General features: G+C 67.6%; 15 protein-coding genes. 4 read left to right on the forward strand and 11 right to left on the reverse strand.

Translation table 11 applies throughout. From position 1 onward, the window contains the following. The first annotated feature begins 23 nt into the window (after positions 1–23). On the forward strand, positions 24–845 hold the full coding sequence (locus tag ACUCV3_RS07600) for an SDR family oxidoreductase (RefSeq protein ID WP_048938079.1): 822 nt from the start codon (positions 24–26) through the stop codon (positions 843–845). Positions 846–888: 43 nt separating this feature from the next. Here the strand turns inward: ACUCV3_RS07600 and ACUCV3_RS07605 are convergent, their stop codons facing one another. Next, positions 889–2,499 carry a GMC family oxidoreductase gene (locus tag ACUCV3_RS07605; protein ID WP_482240472.1) on the reverse strand — a complete coding sequence of 537 codons (1,611 nt, stop codon included), beginning with the start codon at positions 2,497–2,499 and terminating at the stop codon, positions 889–891. Positions 2,500–2,664: 165 nt separating this feature from the next. Here ACUCV3_RS07605 and ACUCV3_RS07610 point away from each other — a divergent pair, with 165 nt between their 5' ends. After that, a complete protein-coding gene (locus tag ACUCV3_RS07610) occupies positions 2,665–3,276 on the forward strand; it encodes a DJ-1/PfpI family protein (protein WP_010337323.1) in 612 nt (203 codons plus the stop codon). A gap of 7 nt (positions 3,277–3,283) precedes the next feature. Here ACUCV3_RS07610 and metW read toward each other — a convergent pair whose 3' ends face one another. Continuing rightward, the gene (metW, locus tag ACUCV3_RS07615) at positions 3,284–3,877 is read right to left on the reverse strand and encodes a methionine biosynthesis protein MetW (protein ID WP_010337324.1); all 594 of its coding nucleotides are present in this window, start codon (positions 3,875–3,877) and stop codon (positions 3,284–3,286) included. After that, positions 3,874–5,004, reverse strand: coding sequence for a homoserine O-acetyltransferase MetX (gene metX / locus ACUCV3_RS07620; protein WP_010337325.1), 1,131 nt, complete (start codon positions 5,002–5,004; stop codon positions 3,874–3,876). Before metX ends, metW begins: the two co-directional genes overlap by 4 nt. Positions 5,005–5,079: 75 nt before the next feature. Here metX and ACUCV3_RS07625 point away from each other — a divergent pair, with 75 nt between their 5' ends. Next, the gene (locus ACUCV3_RS07625; protein ID WP_010337326.1) at positions 5,080–6,039 is read left to right on the forward strand and encodes a 2-hydroxyacid dehydrogenase; all 960 of its coding nucleotides are present in this window, start codon (positions 5,080–5,082) and stop codon (positions 6,037–6,039) included. A 196-nt stretch (positions 6,040–6,235) separates the two neighbouring features. Here ACUCV3_RS07625 and ACUCV3_RS07630 read toward each other — a convergent pair whose 3' ends face one another. Genes ACUCV3_RS07630 through ACUCV3_RS07640 form a run of 3 tightly spaced genes read right to left on the reverse strand, consistent with a single transcriptional unit; the run spans position 6,236 to position 12,112 of the window. Further along, positions 6,236–9,808: an error-prone DNA polymerase gene (locus ACUCV3_RS07630; protein WP_048938077.1), complete on the reverse strand. Its 3,573-nt coding sequence runs from the start codon at positions 9,806–9,808 to the stop codon at positions 6,236–6,238. Further along, positions 9,805–11,400 carry a Y-family DNA polymerase gene (locus tag ACUCV3_RS07635; RefSeq protein ID WP_170319006.1) on the reverse strand — a complete coding sequence of 532 codons (1,596 nt, stop codon included), beginning with the start codon at positions 11,398–11,400 and terminating at the stop codon, positions 9,805–9,807. Before ACUCV3_RS07635 ends, ACUCV3_RS07630 begins: the two co-directional genes overlap by 4 nt. Next, on the reverse strand, positions 11,294–12,112 hold the full coding sequence (locus tag ACUCV3_RS07640; protein ID WP_010335713.1) for an ImuA family protein: 819 nt from the start codon (positions 12,110–12,112) through the stop codon (positions 11,294–11,296). Before ACUCV3_RS07640 ends, ACUCV3_RS07635 begins: the two co-directional genes overlap by 107 nt. 90 nt (positions 12,113–12,202) lie before the next feature. Here ACUCV3_RS07640 and ACUCV3_RS07645 point away from each other — a divergent pair, with 90 nt between their 5' ends. Further along, positions 12,203–12,955, forward strand: a complete 753-nt coding sequence (locus tag ACUCV3_RS07645) for an isocitrate lyase/PEP mutase family protein (RefSeq protein WP_010335714.1) — start codon at positions 12,203–12,205, stop codon at positions 12,953–12,955. Between the two features lie 101 nt (positions 12,956–13,056). Here the strand turns inward: ACUCV3_RS07645 and ACUCV3_RS07650 are convergent, their stop codons facing one another. The 5 genes from ACUCV3_RS07650 to ACUCV3_RS07670 form a co-directional block, all read right to left on the reverse strand. After that, complete coding sequence (locus ACUCV3_RS07650; RefSeq protein WP_048938076.1) at positions 13,057–14,694, reverse strand: alpha-N-arabinofuranosidase; 1,638 nt, start codon at positions 14,692–14,694, stop codon at positions 13,057–13,059. Between the two features lie 56 nt (positions 14,695–14,750). Then, on the reverse strand, positions 14,751–15,557 hold the full coding sequence (locus ACUCV3_RS07655) for a transglutaminase-like domain-containing protein (protein ID WP_010335716.1): 807 nt from the start codon (positions 15,555–15,557) through the stop codon (positions 14,751–14,753). A gap of 63 nt (positions 15,558–15,620) precedes the next feature. After that, the gene (locus ACUCV3_RS07660; protein ID WP_010335717.1) at positions 15,621–16,316 is read right to left on the reverse strand and encodes a hypothetical protein; all 696 of its coding nucleotides are present in this window, start codon (positions 16,314–16,316) and stop codon (positions 15,621–15,623) included. Positions 16,317–16,354: 38 nt separating this feature from the next. Then, positions 16,355–20,575 carry a translocation/assembly module TamB domain-containing protein gene (locus ACUCV3_RS07665; protein WP_048938075.1) on the reverse strand — a complete coding sequence of 1,407 codons (4,221 nt, stop codon included), beginning with the start codon at positions 20,573–20,575 and terminating at the stop codon, positions 16,355–16,357. Then, a complete protein-coding gene (locus ACUCV3_RS07670; protein ID WP_048938074.1) occupies positions 20,575–22,758 on the reverse strand; it encodes an autotransporter assembly complex protein TamA in 2,184 nt (727 codons plus the stop codon). The genes ACUCV3_RS07665 and ACUCV3_RS07670 overlap by 1 nt, the downstream gene beginning before the upstream one ends. Positions 22,759–22,805 lie beyond the last annotated feature (47 nt).

A 22,805-nucleotide genomic window follows, 5' to 3' on the forward strand; every position in this document is an offset into this window, starting at 1 on the left:
TTGTAAATATAAAGGAGAGCAGGATGCAGATCGCGGGCAGGACGATATTCATCACCGGGGGCGGCGGCGGTATCGGCGGGGGGATGGCGCAGGCCTTTGCCGAGCAGGGCGGGCGCATCATCCTGGCCGATATCGATGCGGATTTTGCCGAGGCGGAGGCGGCGAAGCTGCCGGCGGGGACGGACGCGATGGCGCTGCCGATCGACGTCACGAGTCGCGACAGCTGGGCGCAGGCCAGGGCAGCGGCGGAAGCGCGCTTCGGGCCTGTGGATATCCTCTGCAACAATGCCGGGATCGCGTCGGGCTTTGCGCCGCTGATCGACATGGACCCGGCCGATTTCGACCGGCTGGTCGCGGTCAACCTGACCGGCGTCTATAATGGCATCGCCTGTTTCGCGCGAGCGATGGTCGATCGGGGCGCGGGGCATATCGTCAACACATCGTCGATGAACGGGCTCAACCCCTTCGGCCTGTTCGCCGCCTATTGGGCGAGCAAGTTCGGCGTGCTGGGCCTGTCGGATTCGCTGCGGCAGGAACTGGCGCCCCATGGCGTCGGCGTCTCCACCCTGTTTCCCGGCCTGACCCGCAGCCGCATGTCGGAATCCGATACGGTCGGGCCGGGCGCGATGGACCCGGCGCGGCTGGCGCAGATTCGCGCCAACATGATGGAGCCGATCTGGCTGGGCCGGGCGGTGGTGCGTGCGGTCGAGCAGGACCAGCCCTATATCATCACCCATCCCGAATATCGCGACGACTTGGCCCGCCGGTTCGATACGATCCTGGCGGCGTTCGGCGAACCGGCCCAGCCGGGCTATCGCACGGGGGCGTCGGCGACCGGGCGCTGACTGAGGCGCGAAAGCTCAGGCCCGAAAGCTCAGGCCCGATAGTTCAGGAACGGGCGGCGGCGAGGATCATCTCCGCCCCCTTTTCCGCGATCATCATGGTCGGCGCATTGGTGTTGCCCGACGTGATCGTCGGCATCACCGATGCGTCGATGACGCGCAGCCCGGCAATGCCATGGACGCGCAATTGCGGGTCGACCACCGCGCGCGGTCCGCTGCCCATGGCGGCGGTGCCGACCGGATGGAAGATGCTGCTGGCGATCGCGCCGATTCCTTCGAGCAGGGCGGCGTCATCCTGCCGCTCCGGGCCGGGCCGGAACTCCTGCGGCGCATAGGGGGCGAGGGCCGGCTGGCCGACGATCGCGCGGGTGACGCGCACCGCCTCGACCGCGACCTGGCGGTCTTCGGCCGCCGACAGATAATTGGGGCGGATGGCAGGCGGGGCGAGCGGATCGGCGGAATGGATCCACACATTGCCGCGGCTGTGCGGGCGCAGGTTGCAGACGCTGGCGGTGAAGGCGGGAAAGGCGTCGAGCGCGCCACCGAACGCGGCCAGGCTCAAGGGCTGGACATGATATTCGAGATTGGCGATGGCATGGCGCGGGTCGGATTTGACGAACATGCCAAGCTGGCTGGGCGCCATCGACAGTGGCCCGGAGCGGCTGGCCAGATAGTGCAGGCCCATCCACGCCTTGCCCAGCCATGATCCGGCGCGGCCGTTGAGGGTGGCGATGCCGGTCACCCGATAGGCGCAGCGTATCTGGAGATGATCCTGCAGATTTTCGCCGACGCCCGGCCGGTCGGCCAGCACGTCGATGCCGAGTGCCGCCAGCCGGGCGCCGTCACCGATGCCCGATCGCTGGAGGATGGCGGGGCTGCCGATCGAGCCGGCCGACAGGATGACTTCGCCATCGGCCTGCGCGGTGCAGGCGTCGCCATCCAGCAGGAAGCGGACGCCGGTGGCGCGGCCCTGCGCAATCGTCACCCGGTCGATCGTCGCGCCGGTGACGATGCGCAGATTGGGGCGGTTCATGGCCGGACGCAGGAAGGCGTCGGCCGCGCTCCAGCGCCGGCCGCGCCGCTGCGTCACCTGAAAATAGCCCGAGCCCAGATTGTCGCCGCCGTTGAAGTCGGCGGTTTCGGGCACGCCATATTGGCTGGCGGCCTGGCGGAAGCGGTCGAGCAGATCCCAGCGCAGCCTTTGCCGCTCGACCCGTATCTCGCCGCCCGCGCCATGGGTGGCGCTGGCTCCGTCCTGATGATCCTCCGCCCGCACGAAATAGGGCAGGATATCGTCCCAGCCCCAGCCGATATTGCCGGCCTGGCGCCAGCCATCATAATCGGCGGCCTGACCACGCATGTAGATCATGCCGTTGATCGAACTGCTGCCGCCGATCACCCGGCCGCGCGGATAGGCGATGGCGCGGGCGCCAAGGCCGGCCTCCGCCTCGGTCTTCAGGCACCAGTCGGTGCGCGGATTGCCCATGCAATAGAGATAGCCGACCGGGATTTTTATCCACAGCCAGTCGTCCTTGCCGCCGGCCTCCAGCAGCAGCACGCTATTGCGCGGATCGGCGCTCAGCCGGTTGGCCAGCACGCATCCCGCGCTGCCCGCGCCCAGGATGATATAATCCCAGCGGCCATTATCCCGGTCCATTGCCTCTCCTCTTGTGCGCGAAGCATGGCCCGGCGGGGGCGGCGGCGTAAAGGGGAAGGGCGGGCGCGGTGGCGATATCTGGCCGGGCCATGGCCTGCAAACTGGCCATGGGCGTGGCCGGGCAAGGGGCTATGGCAGGCGGGTGACGGCGCAGGAGGATGACCAATGCAGATTGCGATACTGACGTTCGAGGGTTTCAACGAACTGGACAGTTTCATCGCCGCCGCCATCCTCAACCGGATGAAGCCGCAGGGCTGGGCCGCCTATATCACCGCGCCCGACGAGACGGTGACGTCGATGAACGGGGTGAGGGTGCAGCGACAGCGGCCGCTGGACTTTGCGGCGCAAGCGGACGCGGTGCTGATCGGCAGCGGCATCCGCACGCGCGAGATTGCGACCGATGCGGCGATGCTGGGGCGGATCACGCTCGACCCGGCGCGCCAGCTGATCGGGGCGCAATGTTCGGGCACGCTGCTGCTGGCGAAGCTAGGCCTGGTCGGCGATCTGCCGGCCTGCACCGACCTGACCACCAAGCCCTGGGTGGTGGAGGCGGGGGTGCGGGTGATCGATGCGCCCTTCATTGCCCATGGCAATGTCGCGACGGCCGGCGGATGCCTGTCGGCGCCCTATCTCGCCGCGTGGATGATCGCGCGGGGCGGATCGATGGTGGATGCGGAAGCGGCGCTCCATTATGTCGCGCCGGTGGGCGAGAAGGCCGACTATGTCGCGCGGGCACGGGCGGTGATCGCGCCTTTCGTGGAAGCGGTGCCGGCCTGACGATCGGCTATCTGCGCAGCAGGAACACCGCATGTTCGGCGAACAGATTGGCGTTCGCATGGGTGGTTTCCTTGTCCCCTTTCAGGAACCACTGGCCATCGATGGTCCAGCCGCGATCCTTTACCAGCGCGCGGAAATCATCCACCGTCACATGATGGATGTTGAGCGTGTCATACCAAGTGTCGGGCAATAGCCGCGTCACCGGCATGCGACCGCCCCACAGCAGCGACAGGCGGCCGCGCCAATGGGCGAAATTGGGGAAGGAGACGAAGGCCTGCCGGCCGATGCGCAGCAATTCCTCCACCACCAGGTCGGGGCGCCGGGTCGTCTGCAACGTCTGGCTGAGGATCGCATAGTCGAAGCTGGCGTCGGGATAATAGGCAAGGTCGGTGTCGGCGTCGCCCTGCACCACCGACAGGCCGCGGCCGACCGCGGCGGCGACATTGGAGCCGTCAATCTCCAGCCCGCGGGCATCGACCTGGCTGGTGTCGCGCAGCGCCGCCATCAGCGCGCCGTCGCCGCAGCCGACATCCAGCACCCGCGTGCCCGGCCGCACGGTGCGGGCGATCAGCGCGAGATCGGGGCGGAGGAGATCGCTCATGCCCGGCCACCGCGCAGGAAGCCGTCGACCACGCGGTTCAGTTCCGGGCTTTCGAGCAGGAAGGCGTCATGGCCGAAGGGGCTGGACAGTTCGACGAAGCTGGCCTGCGCGCCCGAGGCGTTGAGCGCATGGACGATCGCGCGGGATTCGGCGGTGGGATAGAGCCAGTCGGTGTCGAAGCTGACGAGGCAGAAGCGCGCCCGCGTCGCCGTGAACGCCCGCGCCAGCGACCCGCCATGATCCTCGGCAATGTCATAATAGTCCATGGCGCGGGTGATGTAGAGATAGCTATTGGCGTCGAACCGTTCGACGAAGCTCAAGCCCTGATGGCGCAGATAGCTCTCCACCTGGAAGTCCGCGTCGAAGCCGAAGGTCTTGGCGTCACGCCCCTGCAACCGGCGGCCGAATTTCTCGGTCAGGCCTGCTTCGGAAAGATAGGTGATATGCGCCGCCATGCGCGCCACGGCGAGGCCCGCGCTCGGCACCTTGCCATCGGCATAATAGTCGCCGCCGCGCCAGAGCGGATCGGCCATGATCGCCTGGCGCCCGACCTCGTGAAAGGCGATATTCTGGGCGCTGTGCCGCGCGGTCGAGGCGATGACGACGCAGCGTTCGACCCGGTCGGGGAAGAGGGTGGGCCAGGTCAGCGCCTGCATGCCGCCCATCGATCCGCCGATGACCGCCGCCAGCCGGTCGACGCCCAGATGGTCGAGCAGCATCGCCTGCGCCCGCACCATGTCGGCGATGGTCAGCACCGGGAAGCGCATGGCGTAAGGATCGCCCAGCGCCGGATCGATGCTGGCGGGGCCGGACGATCCCATGCAGCTGCCGATGACGTTGGAGCAGATGATGAAATGGCGCGCCGGGTCGACCGGCCGGCCTTCGCCCACCATGCGCCACCACCAGCCGGGCTTGCCGGTGACGGGATGGTCCGATGCGACATATTGGTCGCCGGTCAGCGCGTGGCAGATCAGGATGACGTTGGATTTGTCCGCGTTCATCTGCCCATAGGTCTCATAGGCGATGTCGACCGGGGACAGGCTGGCGCCGCTCGACAGCGGCAGCGGGCCGGGAAGGCGGGCCTGGCGGCGCAGGCCGAAACGTGTGTCAGGGGAAACGCTGGCCATGACATCGGGCTAAGACGAGGGAAAGAGGCTGTCAATTGGCGGGGCGGGGTGGCGATCGGCCTGCGCCGTGCCTAGATGGAGGGCATGACCGATCAGACCCGCCCGACCATCGTCGCCTATGGCCCGCTCTATCCCTATTTGACCGACCAGCTGGAGCAGCGCTTCACCGTCCATAATGTGGCGGCGGACGCGGATATGTCCGCGCTGCCGGCCGAGGTGCTGGAGGCGCGCGCGCTGGTCAGCTTCGGATCGGTCGGGGCGCCCGCCGCCATCATGGACGCGCTGCCGAAGCTGGAGATGATCGGGCTATTCTCGGTCGGCTATGACAAGGTCGATGTCGACCATGCTCGCGCAAAGGGCATCCGCGTCACCAACACGCCCGATGTGCTGACCGACGATGTCGCGGACCTGGCCGTCGGCCTTCTCTATGCGACGGTGCGCAACATCGCCGCCAATGACCGGCTGGTGCGGTCGGGCGGCTGGGCGCGGGGCGAGAAGCCGGCGCTGGCGGGCCGGGTGACCGGCGCGACCATCGGTATATTGGGGCTGGGCCGGATCGGCCGGGCCATTGCCAGACGGCTGGAGCCGGTGGCGGGCGAGATCCTCTATCACAACCGCAAGCCGGCGGCCGACACCGCCTATCGCTATGTCGCCGACGCGATCGACTTTGCGCGCCAGAGCGACGTGATCATCGTCGCTACGTCGGGCGGGCCGGAAGCGGCCAAGCTGGTCGACGGCACGATGCTGGACGCGCTCGGGCCGGATGGCGTGATCGTCAATATCAGCCGGGGCGGCGTGATCGACGAGGTTGCGATGGTCGAGCGGCTGGCCGACCGGCGCATCGCCGGCGCAGGGCTGGACGTGTTCGCGCACGAACCGCATGTGCCCGAAGCGCTGTTCGCGATGGACCATGTCGTGCTGCAACCCCATCAGGGCAGCGCCACCGTCCACACCCGCAAGGCGATGGCCGACCTGGTGGTCGCCAATCTGGACGCCTGGTTCGCCGGGGAAGCGCTGCTGACGCCGGTGGTGTAGTATGGGTGGGTCGCGGACTGTCCGAAAATCCTCTCCAAGCTTGCTTGGGGAGGGGGACCGCCGAAGGCGGTGGAGGGGCAAGTAGATGAGGTTGCGCCATTTCCCCTCCGTCAGCGCTTCGCGCTGCCACCTCCCCAAGCAAGCTTGGGGAGGAATGAGAAACGTTAGCTTCTGGCCGCTAGCCGTCCTTGCAATCTCAATGGAAGTCGCGCGATTTGGGTAGAATGCGCACGTCGCGGGGGTGACGGGCGGCGGGGGCGGCCTGTATCGGCGGTTCGGATTGCGACAATCGGTTGAGGTCAGCGGTGCGGTCATGGATGCGGCTGGCCATCAGATGGACGACGCCCTCCTTGCTGCGCTGCACCTCGCCCTCGACCAGCATCAGACGGCTGGCCATGACCGGGCGGCGCTGCAGCTCGAACAGGCGCGCCCAGAGCAGGATATTGGTGATGCCGGTCTCATCCTCGATGGTGATGAAGACGGCATTGCCCTTGCCCGGCCGCTGGCGCACCAGCACCACGCCGGCGGTGCGGACGCGCGCGCCATTCTTCGCCGCGCTGGTCTGGGCGCAGCTCAGCACGCCTTCGGCGGCGAACACCGGACGCAGGAACTGCATCGGATGGCCCTTGAGCGAGAGGCGGGTCACCGCATAATCGTCCATCACCTGTTCGGCGAGCGGCATGGCGGGCAGCATCGCATCGGCCTCCTCCCCCAGTTCGCGCGCGGCGCGGTCGTGCCGGCGGGCGGCGGCGAACAGCGGCAGTTCGTCCGACGGGGTGCGCCGCGCCTCCCATAAAGCGGTGCGCCGGTCCTGTCCCAGCGAGCGGCAGGCATCGGCATCGGCCAGCAGCCGCAGCGCCCGCGCGGGCAGGCCGGCGCGCCGGGCCATATCCTCGATGCTGGTGAAGAGGCCGCCCTGTGCCCGCGCGTCCATCATCTGCGCCGCCCATTGTTCGCGAAAGCCGTCGACCTGGCGCAGGCCAAGGCGCAGCGCCAGCGCCCGACCGGTGCCTTCGCCCTTGTCCGCGCGGCGGCTGCGCAACAGCGGTTCCAGGCCATTGTCCCAGCCGCTCATATTGACGTCGACATCATGGATGGCGACGCCATGCTCGCGCGCGTCGCGGACCAGCTGGGCCGGGGCATAGAAGCCCATCGGCTGGGAATTGAGCAGGGCGCAGGCGAAGATGGCGGGCTGGTGGCATTTGATCCAGGCCGAGACATAGACCAGCCGGGCGAAGGACAGCGCATGGCTTTCGGGAAAGCCATAGCTGCCGAACCCTTCGATCTGCTTGAAGCAGCGCGCAGCAAACTCCGCCTCATAACCGCGCGCGGTCATGCCGTTGATCATCTTCTCGCGGAAATGATGGATGGTGCCGACATTGCGGAAGGTCGCCATCGCGCGGCGGAGCTGATTGGCTTCGGAAGGTTTAAATTTGGCGGCCGTAATGGCGAGCTTCATCGCCTGTTCCTGGAACAGGGGGACGCCATAGGTCTTGCCGAGCAGGATCTTGAGTTCATCCGCCGGGCCATGTTGCGGGCTGGGTGAAGGATAGGTCACCTTTTCCTCGCCGCAGCGGCGTCGCAGATAGGGATGGACCATGTCGCCCTCGATCGGGCCGGGCCGCACGATCGCCACCTGGACGGTCAGGTCATAGAGGGTGCGCGGCCTGAGGCGCGGCAGCATGTTGATCTGCGCCCGGCTTTCGACCTGGAACACGCCGATGCTCTCGCCCTTGCAGAGCATGTCATAGACGGCCGGATCGCTGGAATGGAGGTCGACCGTCAGGCGATGGTCGCCCAACCCCTGGTCGCGCATCAGGTCGAACGCCTTGCGGATGCAGGTCAGCATGCCGAGCGCCAATATGTCGACCTTCATCAGGCCGAGCGCGTCGATGTCATCCTTGTCCCATTCGATGAAGCTGCGGTCGGCCATCGCCGCATGATGGAGCGGCACCGTCTCGTCGAGCCGGTTCTGGGTCAGCACGAAGCCGCCGACATGCTGCGACAGGTGACGGGGAAAGGGGGCGTCCAGCAACTGGCCGATCAGCGCACGCAACTGCATGATCTGGGGATTGTCGAGCGCGAAGCCGGCCTCGACGATGCGCTGGTCGCCGACATCGCCCGAATAGCTGCCCCAGACGGTGCTGGAGAGGCGGGTCGCGACATCTTCGCTGAGGCCCAGCACCTTGGCGACCTCGCGCACGGCGCTGCGCGAACGATAATGGATCACGGTCGCGGCGATGCCCGCGCGATGGCGGCCATAGCGCTCATAGATATATTGCATCACCTCCTCGCGCCGCTCATGTTCGAAATCGACGTCGATGTCGGGTGGCTCGTCCCGCTCCTCCGACACGAAGCGGGAAAAGAGCAGGTCATGCTGTTGCGGGTCGACCGAGGTCACGCCCAGCAGGAAGCAGACCATCGAATTGGCCGCCGATCCGCGCCCCTGGCACAATATGCCCTTGCTGCGCGCGAAGGCGACGATGTCGTGTACGGTCAGGAAATAATAGGCATAGTTGCGCTCGCCGATCAGCTTGAACTCCTCGTCCATCAGCGTGCGCACCTTGTGGGGGATGACCGGGCCATAGCGGGCATGGGCGGCGCTGACGGTCAGTTCCTCCAGCCATTGCTGCGCGCTCCAGCCCTCCGGCACCGGCTCGTGCGGATATTCGTAGCGCAGCTGGTCCAGGGTGAAGCGGATGGTGGAGAGGAAGCGGATCGTTTCGGCTACCGCCTGCGGACAGGTGCGGAACAGATGGGCGATCTCGGCCGGGGCATGGATATGGCGCTCGGCATTGGCCTCCAGTTTCCTGCCCGCCCTGGCGATGGTCGTGCCCTCGCGAATGCAGCTCAGCACATCCTGCAGCGGCCGCTGTTCGGGGCTGGCATAAAGGGCGTCCATCGTCGCCAGCAGCGGCACGCCGGTCCGCGCCGCCAGATCGGTGAAGCCGGCCAGCCGTCGCGCATCGCGCCCGTCGCGGCGCAGCGCGGCGCCCAGCCAGATGCGACCAGGGGCTAGGCGATGGAGGCGCAGCAACAGGGCTTCCAGTTCGGTCGGGCGCGGCGGCGGCACCAGGCTCAGATGCTTCTGGCGGATCGCTTCGCCGGGCGGACGATCGGCAAAATCATAATCGACCGGGTGGCGGTGCGCCTGCTGCTCGGTCGCGCTGGCATAGGGCAGGACGATCAGTTGCAATTCGTCGAGATGACCGGTCAGATCCTCATAGCGCAGGATGCAGTCGCCCTTGATCGAGCGGAGATTGCCGACCGTCAGCAATTTGGTGAGTTCGCCCCAGCCGCGCCGGGTACGCGGATAGGCGATGATGTCGGGCGTGCCGTCGACGAACACCAGCCGGGCGCCGACCACCAGGCGCAGGTCGCTCTCGCAGCCCTGTTCCTCTTCCGGGCTAAGCATGAGCGGCAGACCGGCCTCTTCCCTGGCCGTCATCAGGGCGGCGCGCGCCTTTTCCGGGGCCTTTTTGAGGGCGACATGGGCGCGGACCACGCCGGCGACGCTGTTGCGGTCGGCAATGCCGATGCCGGTGAGGCCCAATGCCATGGCGCGTTCCACCATGTCGCTGGCGTGGGAGGCGCCGCGCAGGAAGGAGAAATTGGTGGCGGCGACCAGTTCGGCGAAGGGGGGCTCGGCCGGTGCCGGGCGCGGCGGGGCGGGTTTCGTTTTTTCTCGGGCTGCCTCGATCGCGTTCAATTCGCGCCGGTCGATCGATCGGGGTTTGGCGGGATCGGGCGGCGGGCGCCGGCCGCTCATGCGAACAGGCCGTGAATATACCAGCCGGGATGGACCGTCTCCGCGCCATAAAGGCCGTGACGGAAGATCCAGTAGCGGCGGCCGCGCGCATCCTCGACCCGATAATAGTCGCGGGTGCGGCCGGTGCTTTCGCCCTCGATCGCGCCGTCTTTGGCCTGCCACCATTGCGGCGCGATCCGTTCCGGCCCCTCGAACCGGGTGACTTCATGCAGGGTGCGGCGCCAGCGGAAGCGGTGAGGCGGGCCGTCGGGGACTTCCGCGATCACATCGATCGGTTGCGGCGGATCGAACAGATGGAGCGGGCGCATCGGCGGGTCGCCGGGCTCGCCGACCGGCGCCCAGCCTTCGGGTGCGCGATGCTCGACCGCCGGCAGCGCCAGCTGTGCCTGTTCGGGAATATGGCTGTCGCGTGGTTCCAGCCGCTGGATACGCGCACGCCCGGCGCGGATCGACAGGCGATCGACCAGCGCCTCCACGCCCTCGCTCTTGCGCGCCTCGCCCCCTTCGAGCGCGAGCTGGGTCGGCGCCATCGGGTCGGCGCGCGGCACGGTGAGGCGCAGCATGTCGAAGCCGAAGCCGGGATCGAGCGGGTCGGACAGGCTGTCGATCCGTTCCTGGAACAGGCGCATGATCGCCGGCGCATCGCGGATCGGCAGGCTGGTTTCGACCCGGATCGGGAAGGCGAGGCCGTCGCTGCGGAAGAAGACCGCCTCGAACCGGCGGCCGCCCTGGCCGCGCTCGGCCAGTTGTTCGCCGGCTTCCGCCGCCATCTCCGCCACGATCTTGATCGCATGGGCGCTGCTGCCCATCGGTTCGGCAAAGCGCCGTTCGACCCGGATCGCGGGGCGCGGGCGGCGCGGGGCAAGCGGGCGGTGGCCCAGGCCCAGCAGCGCGTGGAGCGCGTCCACAGCCTCCTCGCCGAATCGGGCGGCGAGCGCGGCGGCCGGGCGCGCGGCGAGGTCGCCGACGGTGCGCAGTCCGGCGCGGCGGAGCGCCACCGCGCTCTCCGCCTCCAGCTCCAGCGCCTCGACCGGCAGGCGGCGCACCGCCGCATCCTCGTCCGGCGCGGGGGCGGCGGGGAAACGGGCGAGCGCATGGGCGGCCTCGGGCGATGCGGCGATGGCGTGGCGCACGCGCATGCCATGCCGTTCCAGCCGGTCGGTCGCAGCCTGCGCCAGTTCCGCCTCGCCATCCCACAGATGGGCGCAGCCGCTGATGTCGAGCATCAGGCCATGGCCGGAATCGAGCGCGGCATTGGGGGTGTAACGGGCGCAACCGTCGCACAGCCGCTCCAGCCAGTCCTGGTCGCCATGGGGATCGGCCTCGAACACGCGCAGTTCCTGCTCGCGGGCGCGCGCATCGGCCAGCGTCATGCCGGCGGTAAGGCCCGCCGCCAGCGCATCGGCATCCAGCGTCGCGAGCCGCATCGCGCCGCGAACATTTTCCACCACCACCGCGGGCGCATCGCCCTGCGCGGCCCAGAGGTCAGGCCGCGCGATCCGCAGCCGATCGATCGGCAGGAAGGGGAACCAGAGCGCCAGATAGCGGCGCGCCGTCCTGCTGTCCGTCCTGTCCATGCTCATGGCGTTCATGCCGTCCGTCTCCAAAAGCCCCTTTCTCGCCATCCCATATCAGCCGCCAGGCCAGCCCGTCCGGCCCCGCCCGTCGCCGCAACAGGCTGAGGGCGAAGGCACTGTGCCCCGGCGCATTGCCGGGCAGCGGATCGGATGGGGCGGCCGCCACCTGCCAGCGGGTTTCCGCCGCGCTGGGCACCGGATCGCCGCCAACCCGCAGCAGGAAGGCGGTGACGCCCGATTGTTCGGCCGCCAGCGCCAATCGCCGGCTGGCAGTGAGGTCGAGCAGCGGGGCGCGCCCGCGCAATTCGATCAGCAGCGCGCCGAGTGCGGGGCAACGCAGCCCCTCCACCGCCGCGCGCAGCAGCATCGCGTCATCGGCCATCAGCCCGATCAGCAGCCGGGCCGGGTTCAGCCCCAGCGCCGCGAGGCCGGGGCCATAGGGCGATCCGCCCGCCCTGGCCGATGTGGTGGTGCGCAGCCAGAGCAGGGGGGCGTCATCCGCCGCCAGCCGGGCGAGGATCAGCGCCAGGCCGGCCGCCGCTCCTTCCTCCTCGGCCGCGCCGAACAGTTCATGCACCCGCCCGCGCAGGAGGCCGCCGTCGAGCGCCGCGTCCAGCCCGGCATGACCGGTCGCAAGCCGGGCACAGCCGACCGTCAGCGCTGGCGTCCGGTCCAGCGCCGCGATATGCCGCTTCAGCGCGGCGAGACTTTTGATCGACTCGCTCATTGCATTTGTTCCTGATATGTTCTTATTTCACGCCATTGGCTTCCCGAGTCAATCCGCTTGCCAATCCAGAGGACAAAGAAGGATTTCCTGATGACCGACACCGCCCGCAAACGCGCCGATTTCCGTGCCCTGCACCAGGATGGCTTCTTCCTGCTGCCCAATGCCTGGGACGCGGGCAGCGCGGTGCGGCTGGCGAAGAAGGGCTTTCGCGCGATCGCGTCGACCAGTGCCGGCGCGGCCTGGGCGGCGGGCAAGGATGATGGCGAACTGGGCCGCGACGCGGTGCTGGCGCATCTGGAGATGCTGGTTGCGGCGACCGACCTGCCGGTCAATGCCGATTTCGAGAATGGCTTTGCCGATGCGCCCGAGGATGTCGCCGCCAATGTGACGCTGGCGGCGCAGACCGGCATTGCGGCCCTGTCGATCGAGGACTGGTCGGGCGGCGCGCTCTATGACCTGCCGCTGGCGGTGGAGCGGATCGCGGCCGCGCGCGAGGCGATTGACCGGGTCGATCCGGCGCTGATGCTGGTCGGGCGCAGCGAGAATTTCCGCGTGCCCGGCATGGCGCCGAGCGAGAGCATCGCCCGCGCCGTAGCCTATGCGGAGGCGGGAGCCGACTGCCTGTTCGTGCCTTTCCTGCTGGACCATGGCGCCGTCGCCGAACTGGTCGCGGCGGTCGCGCCCAGGCCGGTCAATGTCGTCATCCATGACTATGACGCGGCCGGCATCGCCGCGCTGGCGGCGCTGGGCGTGCGCCGTTGCAGCATCGGCGCCAGCCTGGCCCAGATAAGCTGGGCGGCGTTCGACGATGCGGCCGGGCGGTTGAAGGTGGCCGAGGGGTAAACTTCCCCGTCTCCGTTCGTTTCGAGCCAAGTCGAGAAAACGTAGCGCTTCCCGCTTCTCGACACGCTCGAAGCGAACGGATGTTGGGAGAAGGCTTCGTTCTACTCCACCGTCACCAATGTCACCGACTTGGACGGCAGGGTCAGCGCCACCTGGCCCTGCGCCAGCCGCGCCGGCAGCGGGCCGGGCACGAAGGGATCGGCGCCCTCGAAGCGGATGCGGGTGTCGATGGTCGCGGCGGTCAGCGTCCGGGCGCTGGCCTTGCGCCAGGCGCCCCCTTTCAGGTCGATGCGCACCGGCCGGGCGGCGGCGGGGTCGAGATTGACGATGCTAAGATGCAGCGCGCCCGCCGCATCTTTCGACGCCGACACGCTGAGCCCCGGCAGCCGCACCGCGCCCGCGACATAGTCGGGCGCCTGCACATCGACCGGGATCATCGTCGCATTCTGATGGACCTTGTAGAGGTCGAACACATGCCAGGTCGGCGTCACCACCATCTTGGCGCCCTGCGTCAGCACCAGCGACTGGATGACATTCACCATCTGCGCGACATTGGCCATGCGCACCCGGTCGGCATGATTATTGAAGATGTTGAGGCTCATCCCGGCGATCACCGCGTCGCGCAGCGTGCTTTCGAGGTAGAGCTGCGAGGGCGCGTCCTTCTCGCTGTCGAACCAGGCGCCCCATTCGTCGACCGCGATCGCCACCTGCTTCTTGGGATCATAGCGGTCCATGATCGCGGCATGGCGGCGGATCAGTTCGTCGGTCAGATGGGCGCGGGCCAGTGCGGAGGCCCATTGGTCGGTGCCGAACCCGATATTGCGCCCCTTGTTGCGCCAGTCATTGCCGGCGAAGCTGTAGAAATGGAGCGAGAGGCCCCACATCAGCGGACGTTCGGTGTTGTAGGCGAGCGGCGTGGGGTTGGGGCGCCATTTCATCGCCTGCGCCATGACCTTTTCGGTCCATTCATAATCGTCGGTATCCGCACCCACCGCGATCAGCTTCGGCCGCTCGCCCGAATAGGCGCGCAGGAAGGCGGCATAATGACGGAAGGCGGTGGCATAGGTGTCGGCGGTCATGTTGCCGCCACAGCCCCAGCTTTCATTGCCCACACCGATGAAGGGCACGGCCCAGGGCGCGGCATGGCCATTGGCGGCGCGCTCTTTGCCCGGCTGGCTGTCGGCCGGCGCGGTCATGTACCGCATCCAGTCGTCCGCCTCGCGCACGCTGCCCGATCCGACATTGACCGACACGAAGGCCTTGGCGCCGATCTGGTCCAGGAAATCCATATATTCATGGGTGCCGAACGCATTGGTTTCGGCCGACTTGTCCCAGGCGGCGTTGATGCCGGCAGGGCGCTGCGCGGCCGGGCCGATGCCGTCGCGCCAATGATAGCCATCGGCAAAGCAGCCGCCCGGCCAGCGGATCACCGGCACCTTCACCTGGCGCAGCGCGGCGACCACATCGCTGCGGATGCCGCGCACATTGGGGATGGGGCTGCCTGGCCCGACCCATATGCCTTCATAGACGCCGCGGCCCAGATGCTCGACGAACTGGCCATAGATATTGGGATCGATGGTGGCGCCGGGCTTGCCGGTGTCGACGGTCAGGACGGCGCTGCCGCCGGGCGCAGCCGCCGGGGCCGATGCGCCGGCAAGACCGGCGAGCAAGCCCGCCGTCGCCGCCAGCAGCGCCCGCCGCGTTCGCACCCAAGCCCGTCCCGAAAGCTGCACGCTCATGCCATCCCCTTCCTCAATTTGTCTGAGTATAGGCTAGGCGGGCGGCAGGGCCGGGGTCAAGGGGCCGTAACGTCCTTGGGTTCTTCCATCCGCGTCACATGGATCGCCTGTTCGTTCATCTGGGCGCTGCCGAAGATGGTCATGAAGGCGATGTCGGTGGCGTCGCGGCCGACGGCGATGCGGACCATCCCCTCGATCGGGGCCAACCCCGTCGCGTCGACCATATGCCAGGCGCCGTCCAGCCACACCTCCACCACCGCGTGGAAATCGGGCGGATCGAGATCGGCGGCATAGACCGACACCAGCCGGGCTGGAATGTCGCGCGCGCGGATCAGCGCGGCGGTGAGGTGCGCGAAGTCGCGGCACACGCCACGCTGGGCGACGAACGTGTCGGCGGCAGTGGTGGTGATATCCGAACTGCCCGGCACATATTGCAGATTGTCATGCACCCAGCCGACCAGCGCCTGCACCAGCGGGCCGCCGTCCAGCCCTTCGAAATGGCCGCAGACGAAGCTGACGAACCTGTCCGCCTCGCAATAGCGGCTGGGCCAGATGAAGGGCAGCACATCCTGCGGCAGGCTGGGCAAGGGCGAGCGGGCGAGCGAGAAGAGATCGGGCGCGGGCCGATCGACATCGACCAGCGCCTTGTAGCGGCTCAGCATCCGCCCGGTGCCGCTGCGCGTCCAGGTGCGCCGGCCGATCGCGCTGCCGCCCATGAGGTTGGTCAAAGGCCCGGCATTGTCGATGATGTGCGATTGTTCGACGATGCGCTGATCGGCCATGGCGGCGGCCTCGACGGCCATCAATACGTCGGTCGGCCCGGAAAATTCATAGTCGAGGGTCGCTTCGATCGCGAGACGCATGGCCATCCTTCAGGAGAGATTCGGCAAGATGTCATCCTGCCGATGCTGCAGGCCGCTGTCGCGCTATTCCGGCAGCTTGCCGAACGGCAGCAGCTTGCGCGCCTGGGCGGCGGCGGCCTTGCCATTGCCGGCGCGCAGCGCGGGCAGGATGGCGGCGGCATTGCGCTTCATCAACTGGTCGAGCGGGGCGGGGGCAGGGGCATTGGCCGCCCGTTCGGCCAGCGCCAGTGCGCCGGCGACATCATTATGATCGGCGCGGATGCGCATCAATGCGGCCAGGCCCGAGTAGAAGGCGCGGTTGCCGCCCAGCGCGACCGCTTTGCCCAGGGCGGCCTCACCCACCTGCTCCTTCGCGCCCAGCACGGTGCGGGCGATGAAGCTGCCAAGCTGGTCGATCGCGTCGAGATGCCAGCCGGCGATCACCATCTGTGCCTCGGCATCACGTGGGTTGCGGGCGGCCAAAGCCTCGAACGCGGAAAGCGAGCTGCGCGCATCGGCTCGGCTGCGGGTCAGCTTGGCGCGATAGCCGATCGCGACCGCGCGTTGCAGCACCGCCTCATGATCATTGGGGGCGGTCATCAATATGCGGTCGGCGGCGCTGATGGCCTGACCGATGAGGCTGAGCGCCCGCGCCTTGTCGCTGGTCTGGAAGGCCGCCGCAGTCAGCAGCTCGCGCGGGGTTTCCGCCAGCGCGGCTGGCGCTGCGGAGAGGGCAACGGCACAGATGATCGGACGGCAGAGCGACGGGGCGAAGGGCACATATTCTCCTGTTGTGGCGGCGCCACCCTGGCGCCGGATCAATAGTCCCTGGAATAACGAAGTGCGGCGGAAGATCCCGCATTGGTGCCGGTCTTCGACAGGATGCTCAGCGTCTTCGACAGGGCGACTTCCAACTGGGTGGCGGTGAAGCCCTTCGAGTCTGTCACGACCTCCACATAGATATTGTTGGAGATATGCTGGCCGACGGCGAGCGACGTGCCGCGCCCGGTATCCTCATCACCGCCGACGATGCCGATCCGGTCGAGGCCCGATGCGCCCTGCAGCTTGCCCATCGGGTTGAGCCCGCCACTGCCGCCGCGCAGGCCGTTGAGCGCGGCCGCCAACTGGATCGCCTGGGTGGCGGACAGATTGGCGACATTGTCACCGAACAGGATGCGCGAGAGAATCTCGTCCTGCGGCAGGGTTGGCGTCGACACAAATGTGATGTCGGGCTGCTGCGCGGTGCCGGCGACGGCGATGCCGGCGCTGACATCGTCAATCTCGGTCAGCGCCTTGATTGCCAGCGTCGGGTTCATCATGTCGCCATTGAAGGTGATGACGCCCTGATCCAGGTCGAACTGATGGCCCGAGAAGCTGTAGCGGCCGCGGATCACCTCGATCTTGCCGCTGACGCGCGGCTTGGTCGCGGTGCCGGTGACGCGCATGTCGGTCTTCCATTCGGAATCGAGGCCCATGCCGGTCACATAGATCTGGTTGTCGGCGCGCAGGCGGATGTCGAGTTTCCAGTTGGTCGGCGATGCCGCGGCGGCCTTGCGGTCAGCGATGCGCTGCGCCAGCACATCCTGGCCCTCGCCCTTGCGGCGGACGCCCTGCAATTCGCGAATCTCGGTGCCACCCTGCCAGGCGACGCGATAGCGGGTCTCGGGCAGCGACAGGTCGCCCTTGATCAGGCCGCCATTTTCCGCGCTGTTGGTGATGTTGAGGGTGCCGCTGACCACGCTGGTGATCGCTTCGCTGCGGGCGAGGCGGGCATGGTCCATCTTGACCGCGATGTTCATCGGGAAGCCGCTGTCGGCGGCCAGGCCGACGGTGCCGCTGGCCTGGACCGTGCCGTTGCCGGCGCGGCCGGAAAAGTCGCGAATGTCGAGCCGGTCGTTGGTGAAGCGGCCGTCGAGCTTCATCTGGGTGACGCGGGTGCCGAAGCTCGTATTGTCATAGGTCAGCGCATTGGCGCGGACCAGGCCGTTAAGCTGCGGCGCGGTCAGTCGGCCGCCGAAATCGGCCGCGACCGCGATGCCGCCGCTCAGCCGCTGATCGGCAAGGCCGGCGAAGGAGAAGAGCACGTCGGCCGGGCCGGCATAGCGAATGCCGCCGCCCAGCGGCGCAGCCATCAGCTGTTCCGACCAGTTGGCGCCCGGTCCCGGCGGGGCCATGGTGGCGACGAAGCGGCCGATCGTGCTGTTGCCCTTGCGGATGAGGCCGCGCATGTCGCCGCCGGCGGAGGACAGCTTGCCCTCGACATTCATCGACACTGCGTCGGACACGGCGGCCAGGCTCGACCGGCGGAAATCGCTGATCGCCAGGTGCGTGGTCGCGGTCGGGAAGGCGGTTCCGCTCTGGCTGTAATCGACCATGCCGGTCGCCTTGCCGCCGATGCCCAGGCCCGGATTTGCGACATTGGCGATGGCGAGGTCGAAATCCTTGAAGCGGGCCTGCAGCGCCGTGTCCGTGCCGAAATGGCCAGCCAGATCGACCTTGCCCTGCGGCAGCACCAGGCTGACCGGTTCCAGCCGATAGCCGGTCTTTTCAGCGCGGATGATCGCCGGCTGGTTCAGGCGGAAATCGACATTGCTGGCCTTGCCCTGCAGCGCGACGGCATAGAGGTCGGGGCGCAGCGCGGCGTTGACCGCGACCGAGAAGGGCACGCCGCTGGAGCCGTCGGCGACCAGCTGGGCCTTGCCGCGCCCACCCTGATAATCGAGCTTTGCCCGCGCCTTGCGCACGACATAGTCGCCATAGGCGGCGTTCGCCATCTGCACGTCGGCGATCACCTTGGGCTGGTCGCTCAGCAGCATGGAGGCGGTGACGACGGCGCGGCCGATGACGATGTCGGCCTCGCCCGGCAGCTTGGCATTGCTGGCGGTCGCGTTGACGTCGACGCCCTGTAGCTTGCCGACGGCATTGAGTTTCACCGCACCGGTGATGCCAGACCCGTTCATCGCCAGCTGGCCGGTGAAGGGGCCGGCATTGGACTGCTGGATGCGGCCGTTCATGTCGACCCCGGCGAAGCGCGCCTTGGTCACGTCGATCGTCAGCGGGCCTTGCGCGGTGCGGATCAGCACATTGGCGAAGAAGGGGCCATAGGGCGATCCGCCGGTGGCATCGAGGCGATAGCCGGCCGGTTCGCCATTCAGCTTGGCAACGACATCGGTCAGCTGCACGCCGACATTGGGGCGCGGCGCGCGCAGCACCGCCTGCGGCCGGTCCGCTGTGCCGCGCACGGTCAGGAACAGCGGGCCATATTGTTTCGAATAGGCTTCGGTGTCGAAAGCGAGCTGGCCGTTGGTGTCATAGCTGCCCGAACCGGACTTGATCTGGAAATTGGGCGCGGCACCCTTGAGCACCGCCAGGGTGAACCTGCCCTCCGGCGTCATGCCGATCCGGCCGGACATCACAGCATTGCCGCCCAGGAAGTCGCGGACCGAGGCATTTTCCCAGCGCGCGGTGCGCACGCCGAACATCCCCGACAGGCCGAAGCCGCCCTTGGGTCCGGGGATCAGCTTGACGTCGGTGTTGAGGTTGACGATGCCGACGCCGTCGATCCGATAGTCGTTGACCCGGCCTTTCAGCGCGCCACGATAGATGGCGTTGTCGAGATCGGCGAGGATGATGGCGGTGGCGTCGATCTTGTCGCTGTCGAGCTTGAGATTGTCGCTGATCAGCTTGCCGCCGGCATAGGCAAAATCGCCCTTCACCCGCAAATTGGTCATCAGGCCGCCGGCGGCGGCATTGAGGCCGGTGACGCGCTTCGCGGTCGCATTGACCGGGATGCGGATGCGGTCGGCGTCGATCACGGCGCGGCCGCTGGCCTTCAGATTCTCGATGCCGGTGGCGTCGAAGGCGAGGGACGTGGCGCTGATGTCATAATCGATGAAGGGCGTCGCCATCGGCCCGTCGAGGATGATCGAGGCACGGACATCCTTGCCCTTCACCTTGTCCATGAAGGCGCCCGGCTGCAGCAGCGAGGCATTGATCTTGAGCGCGCTGAATGTGCTCTTGCCCAGGTCCGCCAGACCCTGCGCATCGGCCGACATGGCGGGTGAGCGCAGCGACCCCTTGAGGTTGACGCGCCGTTCGTTGAGGCCGGCGAACAGGTCGACATCGAGCTGCGGCCGGGTCAGCCGGTCGGCAATGTCGCCATAGACGAGGCCGGGGCGCAGCGGCCCCTTGGCGGTGAAGCTGCCGTCGCGGGCGGCGAGCGCGATATTGGCCAGTTCGCCCCTGGGCGTGGTGGCGATCAGCTTGCCGTTCCAAGCCTGCCAGGTGCCCTTGCCGTCGAGCGAGGCGGTCATGCCGTCGGGCAGGCCGCTCATCGCCGCGATCACGCCGCCCTTGGGCGCGGTCAGCGTGCCGCTCATCGCCAGGCGATTCTGTGCCGGCACCGCGTCCAGCTTCGCCTGCAGCCGATCGCCGCTGTCGACCACCGCATTGGCGGACAGCTGGGCACGGCCGTCGGCGATATGGACGACGCTGTCGATCGCGATCTCACGCTTCTGGCCGATCACGGGCTTGGCGAGCAGGAAACGGTCGAGCCGCATCCGGTCGACGTCGATGTCGAGGTCGGGCAGGATCGGCGCATTGGGATCGGTCGGGGTCTGGTTGAATTGCGGGCTGCGCGCCAGCACCACCAGCGGGCTTTCCAGATTCTGCACCGAAATATGGTTCTGGAGGTAGCGGAACGGGCGCCAGACGACATGCACCCTGGGGCTGACCGCGAACACGCCCTTGGGATCGCGCAGGATCAGGTCGTGGATGGTCATGTCGCTATAGATCGATCCCTCGATCCGGCCGACCTCGATCCCCATGCCCGATTCCATCTTGAGCGCGGCGATCTGCTTGATGAGGAAGCTTTTGCCCGGCTGGGTATCGAGGAACAGCAGCAGCCCCGCGACCAGCACCACGAGCCCGACGATCAGGCCGGCCAGGCCGATGGCGATCTTCTGCCACAGCGGGCGGCCCTGGCGGATCACCACGGTCTCGGTCGCTTCGGGCGCGGGGGGAGGGGTATTTTCCGCCATCAGAAGGCCTGTCCGATACCGATGTAGAGGGCGAATTTGGATTCGCCGGGCTGGCGGTTGATCGGCATGGCTATATCTGCGCGGAAGGGTCCGAAATTGGTGTAGAAACGTCCGCCCAGGCCCACGCCATAGCGGATGTCGGAAAATTGCGGGATCTGGCTTTCATAGACCTGGCCCGCATCGACGAAGGCGACGACGCCATAATTGCCGAAGCGATAGCGGCCCTCGACCGCGAATTCATTGACTGATCGGCCGCCGATCGGATCATTGTTCGCGTCCTTTGGCCCCAGTTCCTGATAGCCATAGCCGCGCACCGACCCGCCACCGCCGGCATAGATGCGCCGCGAAGGGGCGACATCGTCGCGGGCGACGCCGTTGATCGTGCCGATCTTGGTCCGCGCCGCCAGCACGAAACTGTCGGAAATCGGATAATAGCCGGCCAGGTCGAAGCTGGCGCGGACATAGGGCGAGACATTGCCCTGCAAGGACGCCTCGGGCGACACGCGCAGATTGGCGCGAAAGCCGCTGGTGGGGTTGAGCAGGTCGTTGGAGCGGTCATAGCCGACCTGCACCGGCAGGGCGCCGATGAAATAGGTCAGCCGCTTGTTTTCGCCGCTTTCGTCGATCGTGGTATTTTCGTTCGAAAGCAGGATTTCGCCGCCATAGGTATAGGTCCAGCGCTTCTGGAAGATCGGTGTCGATTGGCGCGACCAGCTGGCATTGAGGCCCAGGGTGAAGGCTTCATAGGCGTCATATTTCTGATGGTTGACGCCGGCGCCCGCCTGGAAGGTCTTGTCGCGCTTGCCCGCATTGGACCGGCGGAAGGTGCCCGATACGCCCTGTTCCTGGGTGCCGGCGATGACGCTGGCGATCAGCGCGCCTTCGGGCGGGAACAGGTTGCGATGGGTCCAGCTGCCTTCGGCGCGGAAGCCCTGTCCGGTGCCATAGCCCAGTTCGCCCGCCAGCCGCCGGGCCGGGCCGGCTTCCTGATCGACATGCAGGTCGACATATTCGGTGCCATCCGGGCCGGGCTCGCCGGTCTGGACCGGATCGACGGCGACGCTGGCGAACAGGCCGGTCGCGACCAGCGCCTTGCGCAGATCATCGACCTTGCGGCTGTCATAAAGGTCGCCTTTGTCGAAGCGGGCGATCACCGCCATATGGTCGGCGCCGAACGCCTGCTTCTCGCCGCTGGTGGTGATGGTGCGGAATGTGCCGCGCGGGCCTGGCTCGACCGGCAGCGTATAGTCGCCGGTCACGGTCGCGGGATCGAGCAAGATGTCGCGGTCGCCGATCCTGGCGAAGGCATAGCCCTGTTCCGGCAGCTTGAGCGCGACATTGGCCTCCGCCGCCTCGACCGCGGTGGCGACGATATAGTCGCCGGTCTTCAAGGTCAGGCTGTCGCGGATCAGGCCGGGCGGGATGGTCTCGGGCGCATGGATGACGATCTCGTTGATCTTGTAGCGCTTGCCCGGCGTCACCGACAGGATCGCCTTCAGCGTGCCATCCTGCTGCTGGTCGAGCGAGGCGAGGGCGGTGGCATCATAATAGCCCTCCGAATGGAACAGCCGCACCGCCAGTTGCTCGTCGGCCTGGGCGCGCTGCTGCACCATCGATGCGGTCTCGGCCTTGCCCTTGCCGTCGACCAGGGCGGATGCGGCACGGAACTCATCCTCCAGACCGGTCTTGCCGAAACCGTCGAGCTGGGTCGCGTAGCGGACCTCGGGCGTCTTTTCGTCGCTGTCATCATCGGCGACATTTTCGGGCACGGTCACGCTGTCGAGCGCGGGCAGCGGCTGGGCCAGTTCGGTTTCGACCGGCGGCTCGGTGGCGGGGGGCAGTTCGGCGCCGGTCGCGGGTGCGGTCGCGGGCGCCGTGCCGCTGGCCGGCGCGCTGCCCTGGGCACTGCCCTGGGCCGGCATCTGCTGGTCGAGCCAGTCGTCGATCGAGGGCAAGGGGGCCTTGCTGTCGGTCCCGCTATTGCTGGCCTTGTCGTCGACGCTGCCGGCGCCGGGCAGGCGCGCGTTGAACTCGTCGTCGGGCAGGATCGGTTCTTCGTCGGCGGGCGCTGTGGTGCTGGGGGCGCTGGCCGGAACCGTCTGCGCCATCAGGGGCAGGGGAGAGGCGGCTGCCATGATCATGCCCAGCGCATGCCGAACATATCTCGCCTGCCGCTTCTTCATCTGTCTGCGATGCCCCTTTCGCACCGGGCATCCCATATGTCCGGCAA

The organism is Sphingobium sp. VMM, assembly GCF_056790315.1.